15 protein-coding genes are annotated in these 15,639 nt (G+C 63.8%); 6 read left to right on the top strand and 9 right to left on the bottom strand.

The annotated features are described in order from the left end of the window. Positions 1-23 precede the first annotated feature (23 nt). From ACEWFR_RS22635 to ACEWFR_RS22610, 6 genes are all read left to right on the top strand, one after another. Complete coding sequence (locus ACEWFR_RS22635) at positions 24-1,994, top strand: aconitate hydratase (RefSeq protein ID WP_374063177.1); 1,971 nt, start codon at positions 24-26, stop codon at positions 1,992-1,994. A 100-nt stretch (positions 1,995-2,094) separates the two neighbouring features. After that, positions 2,095-3,156 carry a M42 family peptidase gene (locus tag ACEWFR_RS22630; RefSeq protein WP_374063176.1) on the top strand — a complete coding sequence of 354 codons (1,062 nt, stop codon included), beginning with the start codon at positions 2,095-2,097 and terminating at the stop codon, positions 3,154-3,156. A gap of 181 nt (positions 3,157-3,337) precedes the next feature. Then, complete coding sequence (locus tag ACEWFR_RS22625; protein ID WP_374063175.1) at positions 3,338-4,261, top strand: LLM class oxidoreductase; 924 nt, start codon at positions 3,338-3,340, stop codon at positions 4,259-4,261. Positions 4,262-4,400: 139 nt separating this feature from the next. Continuing rightward, the gene (locus tag ACEWFR_RS22620) at positions 4,401-5,375 is read left to right on the top strand and encodes a zinc-binding alcohol dehydrogenase family protein (protein ID WP_374063174.1); all 975 of its coding nucleotides are present in this window, start codon (positions 4,401-4,403) and stop codon (positions 5,373-5,375) included. A gap of 162 nt (positions 5,376-5,537) precedes the next feature. Next, positions 5,538-5,828, top strand: coding sequence for a UPF0175 family protein (locus ACEWFR_RS22615; RefSeq protein ID WP_374063173.1), 291 nt, complete (start codon positions 5,538-5,540; stop codon positions 5,826-5,828). Further along, positions 5,828-6,343 (top strand): DUF3368 domain-containing protein, encoded by a 516-nt coding sequence (locus tag ACEWFR_RS22610; RefSeq protein WP_374063172.1) that lies wholly within the window; start codon positions 5,828-5,830, stop codon positions 6,341-6,343. The genes ACEWFR_RS22615 and ACEWFR_RS22610 overlap by 1 nt, the downstream gene beginning before the upstream one ends. Positions 6,344-6,361: 18 nt before the next feature. On the opposite strand, the gene ACEWFR_RS22605 is transcribed toward ACEWFR_RS22610, so the two are convergent. The 9 genes from ACEWFR_RS22605 to ACEWFR_RS22565 form a co-directional block, all read right to left on the bottom strand. Next, entirely contained in the window at positions 6,362-6,871 is a 510-nt protein-coding gene (locus ACEWFR_RS22605; protein WP_374063171.1) for an 8-oxo-dGTP diphosphatase, read from the bottom strand. A gap of 306 nt (positions 6,872-7,177) precedes the next feature. Beyond that, complete coding sequence (gene speB, locus ACEWFR_RS22600) at positions 7,178-8,065, bottom strand: agmatinase (RefSeq protein WP_374063170.1); 888 nt, start codon at positions 8,063-8,065, stop codon at positions 7,178-7,180. After that, a complete protein-coding gene (locus ACEWFR_RS22595) occupies positions 8,065-8,439 on the bottom strand; it encodes a translation initiation factor IF-5A (RefSeq protein ID WP_374063169.1) in 375 nt (124 codons plus the stop codon). The genes speB and ACEWFR_RS22595 overlap by 1 nt, the downstream gene beginning before the upstream one ends. 644 nt (positions 8,440-9,083) lie before the next feature. After that, positions 9,084-10,169 carry a hypothetical protein gene (locus ACEWFR_RS22590; RefSeq protein ID WP_374063168.1) on the bottom strand — a complete coding sequence of 362 codons (1,086 nt, stop codon included), beginning with the start codon at positions 10,167-10,169 and terminating at the stop codon, positions 9,084-9,086. Positions 10,170-10,255: 86 nt separating this feature from the next. Then, positions 10,256-11,935, bottom strand: a complete 1,680-nt coding sequence (locus ACEWFR_RS22585; protein ID WP_374063167.1) for an asparagine synthase-related protein — start codon at positions 11,933-11,935, stop codon at positions 10,256-10,258. 185 nt (positions 11,936-12,120) lie between these two features. Further along, complete coding sequence (locus ACEWFR_RS22580; protein WP_374063197.1) at positions 12,121-13,797, bottom strand: ABC1 kinase family protein; 1,677 nt, start codon at positions 13,795-13,797, stop codon at positions 12,121-12,123. A gap of 76 nt (positions 13,798-13,873) precedes the next feature. Then, positions 13,874-14,236: an Hsp20/alpha crystallin family protein gene (locus tag ACEWFR_RS22575; RefSeq protein WP_098725468.1), complete on the bottom strand. Its 363-nt coding sequence runs from the start codon at positions 14,234-14,236 to the stop codon at positions 13,874-13,876. A gap of 106 nt (positions 14,237-14,342) precedes the next feature. Continuing rightward, the gene (locus ACEWFR_RS22570; RefSeq protein ID WP_374063166.1) at positions 14,343-14,870 is read right to left on the bottom strand and encodes a hypothetical protein; all 528 of its coding nucleotides are present in this window, start codon (positions 14,868-14,870) and stop codon (positions 14,343-14,345) included. Continuing rightward, on the bottom strand, positions 14,863-15,552 hold the full coding sequence (locus ACEWFR_RS22565; protein WP_374063165.1) for a nucleotidyltransferase domain-containing protein: 690 nt from the start codon (positions 15,550-15,552) through the stop codon (positions 14,863-14,865). Before ACEWFR_RS22565 ends, ACEWFR_RS22570 begins: the two co-directional genes overlap by 8 nt. Between the last annotated feature and the right edge of the window lie 87 nt (positions 15,553-15,639).

Genomic DNA, 15,639 nt, shown 5'->3' with positions numbered 1-15,639 from the left:
CGGAAAGCCGAGTTCTGGGTGCTATGGGACAGACTCTCACCGAGAAGATTCTCGACGACCACCTCGTCGAGGGCGAACTCGAGACCGGCGAGGAGATCGGGATCGAGATCGATCAGGTACTTACCCAGGACACGACCGGGACCATGGTCTGGCTCCAATTCGAAGCCATGGGGCTGGACGAGGTCCAGACCGAGATCGCAGCGCAGTACTGCGACCACCAGACATATCAGTTCGACTTTAAGAATACCGACGACCACCGTTTCCTGCGTTCTGCGGCCGGTAAATACGGGGCACATTTCTCTCGCCCCGGCAACGGTATCTGCCACAACGTCCACCGCGAGAACTTCGCAGCGCCCGGCAAGACGCTGCTCGGTTCCGACAGCCACACCCCGACGCCCGGTGGAATCGGCGAACTCGCCATCGGCTCCGGCGGGATCGACGTCACCGTCGCCATGGGCGGCGCACCGTACTACATCGAGATGCCCGAGATCGTCAGCGTTCGCCTCGAGGGCGAGCTTCCCGAGTGGGCCACCGCAAAGGACGTCATCTTGGAGCTGCTCCGCCGACTGAGCGTCAAGGGCGGCGTCGGCAAGATCCTCGAGTACACCGGTCCGGGCGTCGAGACCCTGACCGCACCCGAGCGGATGACCATCACCAACATGGGAACGGAACTCGGCGCGACGACGTCGATCTTCCCGACCGACCACCAGACCGAGGACTACCTCGAGCGCGTCAACCGTGGCGACGAGTACGTCGAGCTCCAGCCCGACGACGACGCTGACTACGACGACGAGATCGTCGTCGACCTCTCCGACCTCGAGCCGCTGATCGCACAGCCCTCGATGCCCGACAAGGTCGTTCCCGTCAGCGAGGTCGAAGGCGAATCCGTCGAGCAGGTCATCGTCGGCTCCTGTACGAACGGCGGCTACGAGGACATCCTCCCCGTCGCCAAGATGCTCGAGGGACGCGAAACCTCGATGGAGACCGAGACGATCGTCGCGCCCGGCTCCAAGCAGGCCTCCGAGATGCTCGCCCGCGAGGGCTGGGTCGCGGAGATGATGGCCGCCGGCGTCAACTTCTCCGAGGCGACGTGTGGTGCCTGTATCGGCATCGGTCACGTCCCCTCCTCGGACTCCGTCTCGCTGCGAACCTTCAACCGCAACTTCGAGGGCCGCTCGGGTATCGAAGACGACAACGTCTACCTCTGCTCGCCGGAGGTCGCCGCCGCTGCGTCGCTCAAAGGCGAAATCGTCGATCCGCGCAACCTCGCCGACGAACTCGGCGACCTCGAGGCCCCCGGCATCGAGCTCCCCGACGAGTACGACGGCTCCAAGACGGACCTCATCGCCCCCGACGAGGCCGCCGACGACGAGCTCATCAAGGGCCCGAACATCGGCGACGTCCCGCTGAAGGACCAGCTCGGAACCGATATTGCGGGTGAGGCGCTCCTGAAGATGGAGGACAACATCACGACCGACCACATCATCCCTGCGACGCAGGACATCCTGATGTACCGGTCGAACGTCCCCAAGCTCTCCGAGTTCACCCTCTCGCGCGTCGACGACACCTTCGCCGACCGCGCGCTCGAGGCCGACGGCGGCTTCCTCGTCGCCGGCGAGAACTACGGACAGGGCTCCTCGCGTGAGCACGCTGCACTCTGTCCGATGTACCTCGGTATCGAGGGCGTCCTCGCACAGAGCTTCGCACGCATCCACCGTGCGAACCTCTTCAACTTCGGGATCATCCCGCTGACGATCGACGAGGACACCTACGAGAACATCGATCAGGGCGACCAGATCGAGATCGTCGACGACGTCTACGACGCCGTCACCAGCGGACAAGAAGAGTTCACGGTCCGCGTCGGCGACGAGGAGTACACCGCAACGCTCGACGCCTCCGAACGCGAGCGCGCAATCCTCGCTGCCGGTGGCAAGCTCGCCTGGACGAAAGACCAGGCCGAAGGCGGCAGCGGCGCCGCGCCCGCCGACGACTGATCGACTCGCTTCGGCGATCGAATTTCCGTCGCAATTTTTTCGCCGTCGCTCGGTTCGCCCATAGCCGATAGTATTTATCCGCCGATCCGCCAGTTCGGATATGGACGATTCGCCGCGCGATTTCCTCGTCGAACTGCTCGAGACGCCCTCTCCGTCGGGCTACGAAACTCGCGGACAGCGCGTGTGGCTCGACTACGTCGAACAGTGTGCAGACGACGTTCGGACGGACGCCTACGGGAACGCCATCGCCGTCCACGAGGGCGACCCCGACGCGCCCGAGGTGGTCCTCACGGGTCACGCCGACGAGATCGGGTTCATCGTCAGATCGATCGACGAGAACGGATTCGTCAGACCGGGACGCATCGGCGGCAGCGACCCGTCGGTCTCGCGGGGCCAACACGTGACGATCCACGCCGCGGACGGTCCCGTCGAGGGCGTCGTCGGACAGACGGCGATCCACCTCCGCGAGGAGGACGACGACGGCCCCGACGTCTCGGACCTCTGGATCGACGTCGGGGTCGAGAGCGAGGAGGAGGCGAGCGAGCGCCTCGAGATCGGAGATCCCATCACGTTCTCGTCGACGGTCTCCTGGCTCTCGGAGACCCGCCTCGCGGCTCGCGGGATCGACAACCGCGTCGGGACGTGGGCCGCTGCCGAGGGATTCCGCGAGGCGGTCGAGGCCGGCACCGAGGCGACCGTCTACGCCGTCTCGACCGTCCAGGAGGAGGTCGGCGTCAAGGGGGCGCAGATGGTCGGCTTCGACCTCGAGCCCGACGCGGTCGTCGTGGTCGACGTCGGCCACGCGGTCGACTACCCCTCGGCACCGAGCGACAAGACGAGCGGGATGGAACTCGGCGGCGGGCCGGCCCTCGGACGCGGGAGCACGAACCACCCGGTGCTGTTCGAGGCGTTGCGATCGGTCGCCGACGATCGGAAAATCGACGTGCAACTCGAGGCGCTCGGGGTCGGGACGGGGACGGACGCCGACGGCTTCTTCACCGCGGCCGGCGGGATCCCCTCGCAGGTCGTCAGCGTCCCCAACCGGTACATGCACACGCCCGTCGAGGTGATCGATACCGATGATCTCGAGTCCGTGGCGGCGCTGCTCGGCGCGTTCGCGAGTAGCGCACACGAGTTTGCCCCGTTCGCCGTCGATATCTGACTCTCGATCGGGTCGTTCGGTGAGGGCTATAGTAACAACTGAAACGGTTCACACACTGATCGCACAGCCGTCGTGCGATCAGGTGTGCAGTGACGTTCAGTGGCTACTATAGGGCGAGACATGCCCCGTCCGGACTCGCGAACCGGTATCGACATCCGACCGGAGCCGATAGCTCGACCGAATGCCGACTCGTGGACACGAAAACGCGGGCTATCGACGACTGTTCGACCGCGACGGGCTGACCTTCGGCGCCGGCTTCCCGCTGACAGGTGCGAATCGGTCGATGCCCGACCTCGAGGCCGAAATCGAACTCGCCAAACACGCCGAGTCGGTCGGTTTCGACGGCCTCTGGGCTCGAGACGTGCCGACTTACTGGCCGAAATTCGGCGACGCGGGCCAGACGTTCGACACCTGGCCGTGGCTCTCACACGTCGCGGCCCACACCGACGACATCGCACTCGGCACCTCGAGTGTCGTTCTCACACTCCGCCATCCCATCCACGTCGCGAAATCCGCGGCGACCGTCGACCAGCTTTCAGATGGGCGCCTCGTCCTCGGCGTCGCCTCCGGCGACCGCGATCCCGAGTACCCCGCCTTCGGCGTCGACCGCGAGGAGCGCGGCCGACTGTTCCGCGAGTCCGTCGAGGCCCTCCGGACGGTCTGGCGCGAGGACTTCCCCGAAGTCGAGGGACGATGGGGATCGCTCGAGGGGGATCTCGATGTCGTTCCGAAGCCGACGGCGGAGACGATTCCGCTGTTGCCGACCGGCCACGCCCGCCAGTCCCGCGAGTGGATCGCCGAACACGGGAATGGCTGGTTGTTCTATCACCTCCCGGAACGCACGCTGGAAGACTACCTCGCGGACTGGCGCGAGGCCGCGGGACAGAAGCCGTTCGCCATCGCGGTCCAGGTCGAGTTGGCCGACGATCCGACGGCCGACCCGGAGCACCTGCACCTCGGATTCCGGGCCGGGATCGAGTGGTTTCAGGAGTATTTCGGCCGACTCGAGGCGATGGGGCTCGATCACGCGATCGTCGGCATCCGAAACGATGACCGAGAGGCGGCGCTGTCGACGTTCGCCGACGAAATTATCGAGCAACTGTAGTCGTTTCGCCGCGACCGACGCCGGATCCGTATCGGTTCAACTCGAGTTCGATACGCTACGGACCCGGGAAACATACAACGGAGTGTTCGTTCACTCCGGTTCTCGGAGCTTTATGCGGGAGTCTCGCGTGAGACCTCGTATGAAAGCGATCGAGGTAACCGAGTACGGCGACAGCGACCAACTCGAGATTATCGACGCGGATCGACCGGAGCCGGGGCCGGGCGAGGTTCGCATCGACATCGAGGCGGCGGGGATCAACTTCGCCGATATCATGCAACGGCGCGGCCACTATCCGGGCGGTCCCGAGCCGCCGTACGTTCCGGGGATGGAGGCCGCGGGAACGGTCGATGCCGTCGGCGACGGCGTCGAGGACGTGTCGGCGGGCGACCGCGTCGTCGCGATGCTTGACACCGGCGGCTACGCCGAATCCACCACCGTCGACGCACAGCTACTCTTTCCGATACCCGAGGCGATGAGCTTCGAGGAGGCCGCCGGCTTCCCCGTCCAGTTCCTCACCGCCCACGCCTGCCTCTTCGAGTGGGGCGGCCTCGAGGACGGCGAGTCAGTGCTGATCCAGGCCGCCGCGGGCGGGGTCGGAACGGCTGCCGTCCAGCTTGCGTCGAACGCCGGCGCTGAGGTCTTCGGCACCGCGAGCACCGCCGAAAAGCTCGAGCTCGCCTCGGACCTCGGCTGCGACCACCCGATCAACTACACCGAGACGGACTTCCGGGAGGTCATCGACGAGGAAACCGACGGTGAGGGCGTCGATCTCGTCCTCGAGAGTGTCGGCGACGACGTCTTCGAGCGCAGCCTCGACGCGATGAGCCACTTCGGCCGAATGGTTACCTACGGCGTCGCCAGCGGCGTCCCCGCCGAGGTGAGCAACCGGCGGCTGCTCTTCGAGAACAAGACCGTCAAAGGGTTCCACCTCGGCCAGGCCTCCGTCCACGATCCGGGCAAGGTTATGAAAGCCGTCCCCGAGTTGACAGACGGACTCGCGAGCGGCGACCTCGAGATCATCCTCGGCGAGTCGTTCGCGCTCGAGGACGCGGCGGCGGCTCATCAGTACATCGAGGACCGGAAGAGTTCGGGGAAGGTCGTGCTGAAGCCCTGATACGGTCTGCTGTCACTGTGTACCGGCGCACTCGCATGGCGGGTCGCGGGTCTGCCGGAAATAACTCACAGTAGTCCGTATAAAACGACGGGAGAATTTGGGCCCCGTCCGATTCAAGGAGGTGCCCGTAACGCTTGTATACATTGCATACAACGTTTACACATGGGCACGATTTCGGCACGCGTTCCGGACGACCTCGAGGAAGATCTCGAAGCGTATCTCGAGTCAGAACGGTTAGATCGAAGTACTGCTGTGAGAAAGCTCCTCGCAGAAGGGCTCGATGCGTGGCGTCGTGATCGCGCACTGGAAAAACTCGATGCAGGAGAGATCACGTTCTCGCGTGCGGCAGAGATTGCGGATATGACCGTTTGGGAGTTCTCAGAGTTGGCACGCGAGCGGAACATCACGTGGGTTGGCGACGAAGAACTGGAGTCAGATCTACAGGACCTCTAATGTGGGTATTCGACGCGACACCGCTAATCTACCTCGCGAAAGCGGAGCGACTTTCGCACCTCTCATCGCTCGAGGAACCGTGTCTTGTCCCGCACCGCGTATACGACGAAGTCGTCACTGAGGGGCTTGAGGGTGCATATCCCGATGCTCGAAGGATCCAGCAACACGTCGATGACGGACTGTTCGACGTTCAAGCCGTGGAATCGAATCCAGTTTTCGAACGTCTCGGGGCGAACCAAGCACTGAGCGATGCTGACCGGGCGGTGCTCGCAATCGCTGCGGAACGGGATGCGGTCGCCGTAATAGACGAACGGCACGGTCGGGCCGTCGCTCGCACAGAGGGGATTGCAACCCGCAGAACGGCATATCTCATCCTGTCGCTCGTCAAAGACGACCACATTTCTCCTGCAGAAGCGCGATCGACGCTCGAAACGATGCTAGAGAAGGGGTGGTACTGCTCGCCGGATCTGTATTCGAAGATCCTCGGAAAACTGGATTCTCTCAGTGTTACATAACGAATCAGTTTTGATGGGTCACGGCTCTTGGTTTGCCGAAACAGAGACGTCCCACTCGAGGTCGTGATCGACGAATTCGGCCTCGTCAAGCGGTTCGCCGCCCTCGAACCGAAACTTCCCGTCCACCGTTTTCCCCTCGAGCACGCCGGGTAGCCAGAGCCGGTCGTCTTCCCACATCTGATCGTAGGGGACGTCCGCGACGGAAACCCACTCCGGGTGGGCTTCCTCGGACGAGGTCGGCTGCCCATCGAACGAGCGCGTGCGGTAGACGTGGCAGACGGTGTGGCCCTCACCGTCGAGTAGAAAGGTGAGTTCGCCCGCCTTCTCGAGATCCGTTACCTCGAGGCCGACTTCCTCGCGGGTTTCGCGGACGGCGCATTCTCGAGGGGTTTCGCCGGGTTCGCACTTCCCGCCGGGGCCGTTGTACCACCCCTCGCCGAGTCCGCGTCGTTTTTCGATCAGGAGCACCTCGGAGTCGGTTTCGGTATCGCGGTCTCGGAGCGGGAAACACAGCGTCGCCTCGATCATACTCGGGGGTTCGGTCGAAGGCGGAAAAACATGCGCTCTCGCACGTCTCGAACCTCTCCTGAAGAGATAACAACGCGCAGAGCGTTCTGCTACCGTGGCAACTAGGAATAGCCACGCCCTCCCCAGCCGATTCGCTCGTTCCCTTCGGTCACTCACTCATCCACTGGAAGACGCGATGCGTCTTCCAAGCCTTCGCTCACTAGGTTCGCGAAGACCTCGCGTGCGTTCGAGCCGCAGTTCGCTCACCGCTCACTGCGACTCAGCACGCGCCACCACACTTGGCTAATGGGGAACGAGGAGTCCAGTTCACCCGTCGGCGTGCGAGAAGACGAACTCCCGCACCAGTTTCGCGGCCAGCGCGGCCGCCTGGCCGTCGTCGCGGTCGTTGACCTCGACCACGTCGAAGCCACCGGCGTGGGGGGCGACGGTGCGGACGACCTCGCGGAGTTCGCGGGGCTCGAGCCCGAACGGCTCCATCGTCCCAGTCCCCGGCGCGTAGCCGGGGTCGGCGGCGTCGATATCGACGCTCAGGTAGATCTCGCGGTCCGCGAGTCGGTCGCCGGGCGACCAGTCGCTGACGTCCGCGGGCGGGACGACGGTTACGTCGTCCGCGGCCGCGCGGTCCCACTCGGATTCGCTGCCGGTGCGAACGCCCAGTAGAATGACTTCCTCGACGGAGTCGACGTCCTCGAGGATCCGTCTCGTCACGGCGGCGTGCGAGAGCGGATTGCCGTCGTAGGCGTCGTACAGATCGAGGTGGGCGTCACAACAGACGAACACCTCGGGTTCCACCGCGCGGGCACCGGCGAGCGAGACGGTGTGTTCGCCGCCTAGCGTCAGGGGGACGGCGTCGTTCCAGACGGCTTCCCGCAGGCTGCTCGTGAGATACTCGAGGTAGGCTTCGACATCGTTCCACGCGCGAACGTTGCCCCGGTCGACGACGCCGAGGTCCGAAAAGCGCCGGTCCGTCCGGTGGTCATAATCGTCGAACGGTGTCGCAAAAGATCGGATCCGCTGGGGCCCGAATCGGGTCCCCGGCTGAAAGGTCGTCGTTGCGTCCAGGGGCGCACCGACGACCGCGAAGTTCGCGCCGCCACGGTCGGACTCTCGCCCTCGCGCGTCGGTCTCACCGTCACGATCGGATCGATCCGCCGTGTCGGTCGCCTCGCGTTCGTCGGTCGCCCCGGGAAACATCAGACGATCTTTCGCTGGTCTTCCATCTCGAGGTACTCGATGTCTTCGTCGGGGGAGACGTCTTTGTCCTCGGGGATGCGCATCGTGATGGTCTCGTAGGTCTCGAGGTCCATGACCTGCATGTCGTTACCGTCGACGGAGACGACCTGGCCCTGTTTTCGCTCGATGATCGGTACCCAGATCTTCGCGTCGACTGGCTGGGAGAGCGAGCGTTTCTTCCCGTCGAAGACGCCCTCGGCCTCGACGCGAGCCTTGGCGCTGCCGTGTTTGCCCGGCTTCGCCGTCGAGTAGGCGTTGATCTTACACGGCGCGTCGTCGATCATGACGTAGCTCCCTTCCTGGAGTTCGCGAACTTCGGTCTGCTGTTTCGCCATGTCCCGGCGTAATCAACCGACGGCCATAAACCGTTTGGAATGCCCCGCTGGGGCACGTTCGGTGTGCTGTACTGCCGAATGTCAGTCGGTGTCACAATTCGCTGCGATTCGTTCGGGGAATCGCACGAGGAGGGACGCCAGACGGGAAGACAGCACTGGTTCGGTTGGACCGGCCGTCGGCTCACCGAATCGGTCGCTCCGTCTCGATCGGTCAGCAGTGTCCGGTGATCGTCGTGCTCGAGCCACGGTCACGTGACCTCGCCGCATGCGGGCGAAAATCCATATATTTTCATAGGAGAGATCCGAACCGGAAGGATGTCCGGGTAAAAAACTCACATCCAGGCTGGACCGCGGACCTCACATCCATCCAGTCCAACCCGGACTTCTTCGATCGACACGAACGACAAAAGTTCTACTGGCGGATCAGGCCGAGTGCCTTGGGACTTGACCCCGAGGCGGTTCACTGCCCGATTACGGCAGCTGTTGACACGATATCGGAGTCGATCGCTCCGAACTCCACGCGCGGCTGACGGGCTCCGCTCAGTCGGTGCAGTTCACCGATACGGGTCGATTCCTCTAGTAGCCACTGAACGTCACTGCATATCTGATCGCACGACTGCGTTGCGATCAGTGTGTAAATCGTTTCAGTGGCTACGATACTCGAATCCGAGTGGATCGGCCGGTGGCTCGAGCGGGCTCCGGGGCAACTCGTTCCCGACCGCGGGATCGTTGTACGCCCGCGGTGCGACATCGTTGGGGCCGTCGGGATAGCAAAGCGACGCCACCGTCTGAATCTGACCGCGGCCGACGCCGAGTTCGAACTGGCCGCCGCCGTACAGCCGGATATCGCGTTCCTCGCAGTGGGCGATCGTCTCGAGCAGCGACTCGAGCGAGCCGAATCGGGAGGGTTTGATGTTCAACCAACTGGGCTCCCAGGGGAGCGCCTCGATATCCGCGAGACCGTGAATCGGTGCGTCCCAGGAGACGCGGGAGCGAACGGCGGGATCCTCGAACAGCGGCCGCGTCTCGTCGGTCAGGTTGGGATCCTCGATGACGGCGTCAGGGAACGCCTCGAGAACGAGTTCGTACAGTTCGGGATCCGCCGGCACGTCGACGTCGGTCCCCTCGTATTGCCCCTTCAGGTCGAGGATGCGGACCGAATCGGTGCCGACCGTTTCGTCGATGGCCGCAACGAGATCGGCGTCCCACGCCGGGGTCGGGTCGAGCTTGAACTCGAGGTCGGGAACTTGCTCGCGAAGCGCCTCGAGCCGGTCGGTGGTCGGCGGTTCGCCGAGGCGAGTGCTGGCGACGAATCGGACGGGATCGGCGCTGCGATCCAGCACGCTTCCGAGATCCGTCTCCGCTCGTCGGAGCGCGAGGTCCAGGGCGGCGCTCTCGAGGCCCCACCGCCGGTAGTTCCGAAAGACGTCGCGATCGGGTTCGCCGCCCGGGAAGAGATCGAGGTTCGCGAGCCGCTCGGAGAACGACTCGACGGTGTAGTCGCCGGTGAGGTCCGGGAGCCCCGTCTCCGCCAGCCGGTCGTGGTCTTCGGTTTCGTAGGTGACGTCCTCGCCGCGACCCGTGGTCGTGCCACCGTCGCCCGGATCCGGGCCCGAGAGCGAGAAAACAGTCGTCACGCGAGTGAACTCGCTCGAGGTCTCGCGCTCGAGACGCTCGGTCGCGACCGACTCGATCGTCAGCGGCAGATCGGCGATCCAATCGTCGTTCATACGGGCCGTACGGCCCGACGTGGAAAGAAGCTTGGCAGCGTCGCGGTGCTGGGGCTACGATGGACGGTATCGCGTCGGTCGATCGCTCACACGGATCTGATATCGGACCGCTGTGCGGATGTGCGCTCGGAAACCGACACGATCCGGCTGTGCGGCGCGGGCTCGAGGTCGTCCGATCGCAGGACGCGGTCGCGCCAGACGGCGTAGCCGGCCAGGTTCCACGCGAGGCCGGGGGAGTGGTCGACGATCTCGCCTCGGATATCCGGCGCGAACTCGGGAACATCGTAGCGGTCGAAGATCGACTCGAGGGGGCCCGACGACAGGAATCGGTCGGCCGGGAAGTTCCCGTTCCCCTTCGGCTTGCTCCGGTCGTACTCGGGATACCACTCGCCGAGCAGGTTCTTTGGAACGTATTTCGGTTCGCCGTCGTGGACGTACCGCTCCGGCGAGGGGAGCCCGAGCGCGAGTTCGGCGACCGCCTTTCCCGCGAACGGCGTGTACATCTCGCGGCCCCGCGCGAGCCCCGCCTGTCGCCAGACGGTGACGGCGTCCTCGCAGAAGAAGTCAACCCACTGGCCGACGTGGACGTGACGGGCGTAGTCGTCGCCGGTCGCGCCGGGGACGCGATCCATCGCGTACTCGTAGCGCTCCCGCTGTCGGCGCTCGAACTCACGCCGACCGATCGCGTCGACGGCCGACTGACGGTCCGTGTACAGCGCAAAGCGCAGCGCCTGTCCGTCGGGATCCGACGGATGTCGAGTGAGTTTCTCGAGTTCGGAGCGGTGCCGGCGAAGCTTCTCCAGTACGGGCGGCACGTACCGAAGATGCCGGGTCCGCCACACCGTGCGCGCGACTTCGAGCTGGCCACTCAGACCGAAGACGGCGTCTGCAACCTGTCCGCTGACGAGCGTGTCGCTGCCGTCGTATTCGCGATAGATGCCGTCGAACGTCGGCGTCTGGAGCTGGTGGGGCGGCATCCCCAGCGCGTCGACGGCCGCCTCGAGCCGCTCGAGGTAGGACGATTCGCGCATTTCGACGACCTCGCGGTCGGTCTCGACGAGGGCGTTGGCGCGGTCGGCGTACTCCCGTTCGAACTCCAGTTCGGGCGTGTCGAACGAGCCGGTAACGCTCTCGGTCGGATTCGTCAGGTACGGCTCGAGGACGGTCGAATCGACGCCACCGGAGAGCATGAGCGACGCCTCGTCGGCGATGGGAGCACAGACCGCCGACAGCACCTCGTCCAGTCGCTCGTGTGCGCTCTCGGGCGTGAGCCCGGACTCCGGCGTGAGCGTCTCCGTCAGTTCCGTTCGCGGCATCGTCTCGCCGGGAGACCAGAAGAGCGTCTCGCCGTGACCAAGCCGGTCGATCCGTTCGACGTAGGAATCGATCGGCGTCGTGCGATAGAGCAGGTGATCGGCCTTCGCGCGGGATGGGACCCGCCGATCGGCGGGCTCGAGGCGGGCGAGTGCGTTCCGAAACAGGTCGGTCAGGACGGGCTCGCCGCCCGAATCGAGACAGTAGAACACTTCGTAGGCGGACGTGATCCCGCGGTGGGCCCGGATCGTCGGCTCGTCCGCACGCGCCGAGAGGACGATGACCGTTCCTTCACCGGGGAGCGAATCGTGGTGCGCTTTGACATCCTGAAAGTCGGCTCCGTCTTCGATCACCGACCGAAGCTCACGCCGATGCGTTCCACAGAGGATCCAGCGTCGGTCGTCACGGCGAACGACCTCGGCGTTCGGATTCGCAAGCAGTACTGTCGCCATTATCGTCCCAAACCGGAAGGGAAGCTATTGTTATGGGACGGATACTCCGCTCGAGTTGACTATCAATCGACGATGAACGCTGCAGTTACGTCCGACGAAGAACGCTGCAGTTACGTCCGACGAAGAACGCTGCAGTTACGTCCGACGAAGAACGCTGCAGTTACGTCCGACGAAGAACGCTGCGATTATTCCTCGCCGCGACGCTGGCGCAGGTTCTGTCGCGTGAACTGCGGCCGGGTGCCGATCGATTTCGGCGAGCGAAACGATCGGTAGAGCTGGATTGCGACGAGCACCGAAAAGACCGCGGCGACGATCGATCCGCGGGGTGCCTCGAGGGCGTAGAGGACGCCCATCGAGAACAGCGACATGGTGAGCAACATGCCGTAGACCAGCCGCTTGGCGAGTTTGTCGAAGACGCTCTCCGTGTCCTCGACGCCGATACGGACGTAAAGGTCGTCGCGGTCGAGGCGGTCGAGCGCCCGCTCGGCCTTGGGCGCGAGCCGCGTCAGCGACTCGCCGGACCGGCGGAGTTGTCGGCCCGTCTCGTCAATGTACTGCCGGATGGACTCCTCGCGATACCCCTCTTCGGTCAGGTAATCGGTCGCGGTCGAAATGAAGTCGAAGTCCTCGTCGAGGGTAACGCAGACTCCCTCGACGACGGTCGCGACCCGGAGGACGAGCGCAAGATTCTTCGGCAGTCGGAAGGGGAACACGTAGATCGAGTCCTCGATCTGGCCGACGATCTGATTGACGCGGTACTGCTCGACGTCTTCCCCGCGGGCGTCCTGGATCGCGATCTCCATCACCTCGGCCATCACGCCCCGATCGGCGTCCGGGCTGAGCGTCCCGATCTCGATCAGCGCGTCGAGGATCGCGTCGATGTCCTGGTTGGCGACGGCGACGTAGAACTCGATGATCTTCTCCTGGACGAACGGATCGACCCGCCCCGACATCCCGAAATCGTAGAAGACGATCCGACCGTCGTCGGTCACCGCGAGGTTGCCCGGGTGCGGATCGGCGTGAAAGACCCCGTCGTCCATGATCATCTGCAGGTACGCTCGCTCGAGGTTCTCCGCGACCTCGGTTCGGTCGATCCCCTTTTGCTTGAGCTCCGCGAGGTCGTTGATCTTCGTCCCCTCGATGTACTCCATCGTGAGCACGCGCGGGCCGGAGTGGCTCTCGATCACGTCGGGGATGAGAAACCGATCATCGTCCGCGAAATTCGACCGAATCTCGGCGAGCATCTCCGCCTCGCGCTCGTAGTCCATCTCCTCGCGGATCGTCTTCGAGAACTCCTCGGCCAGGTTCTCGAGCGAGAACGACCGGGCATCGTCGACGAAGTACAACAGGAGCGGCAGCGACCACTTGATGACCCGGAGATCGGCCCGGACGAGGTCCTCGATCTCCGGGCGACGAACCTTCACGGCGACGTCACGGCCGACATCGGCGTTCGTCCCGGACGTTCTCCCCTCGGCCCGTTTGCTCTCGGCCCGCTCCCGTTCGGTCTCGGAGTCGAGACGCGCTCGGTAGACCTGCCCCAGGCTCGCACCGCTGATCGGCTCGGTGTCGAACGCGGCGAAGCGCTCGTCAACGGGCCCGAGTTCGTCCTCGAGCACTCGTTTCGCATCCGGCCAGGGAGCCGGCGGCACGTCGTCCTGAAGCGACGCGAGGGTGTCAATGTACGCCGGCGGGAGTACGTCGGGGCGGGTCGACAGTAACTGGCCGAGTTTGATGAAGGTCGGCCCGAGTGTCAACAGCGACTCGAGCAGCACCTCGGCCCGGTGGCGGTGCGTCTCGGAGTCGACCTGTCGGGGACGACCGAACAGGAGAAAGCGCCGTCGGTCGCGGGCGTAGGCGAGCAACAGCGGGAGGAACTGCCGGGCGACGATGACGAATCGCTTGTACACGCGGAGGGAGGCCAGCCTCGGTCACCCCGTGTTAGGCGTCCTCGTCGACGATGTCGATCGTCGTCTCGCCGCTCGTGCCGCGTTTCGGGAGGGTCAACTTGAGGACGCCCCGATCGACCGTCGCTGTCGCGTTGGCGTCGGAGGCGTCATCGGGGAGGGGCAGGTCGACGTCAAGGAAGAGCGAGCGGTTCTCCTCGACGTACTGGTAGTCGTCGGTCGGCTCCTTCTCGCGGTGGGCGTCGATAGCGATCCGACCGTCCTCGATCGCGAGGTCGAGCGACTCGGCGGACACTCCGGGCACGTCGAGCACGAGCAGGTAGGCGTCCTCGCTCTCGAGCAGATCGAAGAAGACGTCCTCGGAGAGATCCCGCAACGCGTCGCGGAGCGCAGACATGGATACAGGTTCGAACGCCGATACGAAAAACCCCGCGGTCGCGGCGAGACATCGACCGTTCGAGTGAGCGATGTGAGAATAGTTTCGATGACTACTGTCGGTTCAGTTATTGGCAGTGGAGTGTTACGTCTCCATCACAGTCAACGAGATCACAGCGACACTCGTGACCCTGCGAGGAGCGACCGATGATGAACGCATGAATCTCGATGGCGAGCGTACATAACTTTTCGGCGCGGTCTGCTGTAGCGAGTCCATCTTGATAGTACGTCTTTGCTCGGTGTTCTCGCCAAAGGTCTGCGAGATCCTCGGCAGTAGATTCAGTGAAGATACCAATTTCGGCTGCCTCCCGATACACTCCAGCGTGTGTCCCTGGCAAGTCACCGGGTTGCATCGTTCCGCGTTCGAGAAGGCGAAACTCGATCGTTCGCTCGATTGCAACGAACGATGCTTCGACGACGAGCGTATAGTATTCCACCTCACGAAGCGCTTTGGCACCGGCGAGCAGTCGGCATCCCTTTCGAAGTTGAAGTAGCGCAGCGTCATCGACATCGAGGCCGGGCTCGATTTCGGCCGGACGACTATCGAACGCGGCCTGGACATCGGCGATAAGCTGTTCGATGTTCGTACTACTCATCGACAAACACCTCCTTGCGGATCGACTGGAGACGGTCGTCGCCGTATACCGTGATCCCGTCGGTAAAGATCTCGCGGAGTTTCGGGCCGGCGCGTCGTGTACTCTCTATCGATTCGACGTAGGGCTCGAAGTCGAACCGATCGCCGTCAAACCGGCGTTCATTGAGCTCGCTGACGACATCCGTCACAAGACGTCGTGCGCTCGTCCGGTCGCCATCAACGACGACGAACAGATCGATATCACTCCGTCTGTCTGCCTCACCTCGAGCGACACTGCCGAAGACGATGATTCCGTAGACCTCATCGATATCGTCATCATCGGCGGTCGCCTGTCGAACACGGTCGACGAACGTACGGATCGGCTCGTGAAACACCGGTTGTTCGATGGCGAGTATCGGGTCGTCCTTGTGGAGATGGCGTGGGTCGATCGATACGTAATTTCGCTGTGGCGTCTCTCGAACGCGAGCAGCACCGATATCGTCGAGTAGAGTGACAGCTCGCCAGACCGTCGAACGAGCGGCCCCCGTTGCGTCGACGAATTCCGGAATCGTGAACTCCGTTTCGTGGGCGTCAACTAGCAACCGAAGGATATCGTCTGCCGTTTCGGTACGAAAAATCTCACGATCACTGCCTGGATGCGGATCGATGCAGACCTTTATACCTCGTTTCGTTTTTTCGGACACTGTTTGATCTCGTGCAACGAGGTATAAATAGATGGTGTGGATAACAGGGGTTGCTATCGACGGAGGAATTCGAGCAGTCACACCACA

Origin of the sequence: Natrinema sp. H-ect4, from assembly GCF_041894845.1 — an archaeon.
In the GTDB taxonomy this organism is placed as follows: Archaea; Halobacteriota; Halobacteria; order Halobacteriales; family Natrialbaceae; genus Natrinema.
Note: the sequence above shows the minus strand (reverse complement) of the source record. Positions and strands in the feature narration are given on the sequence as shown.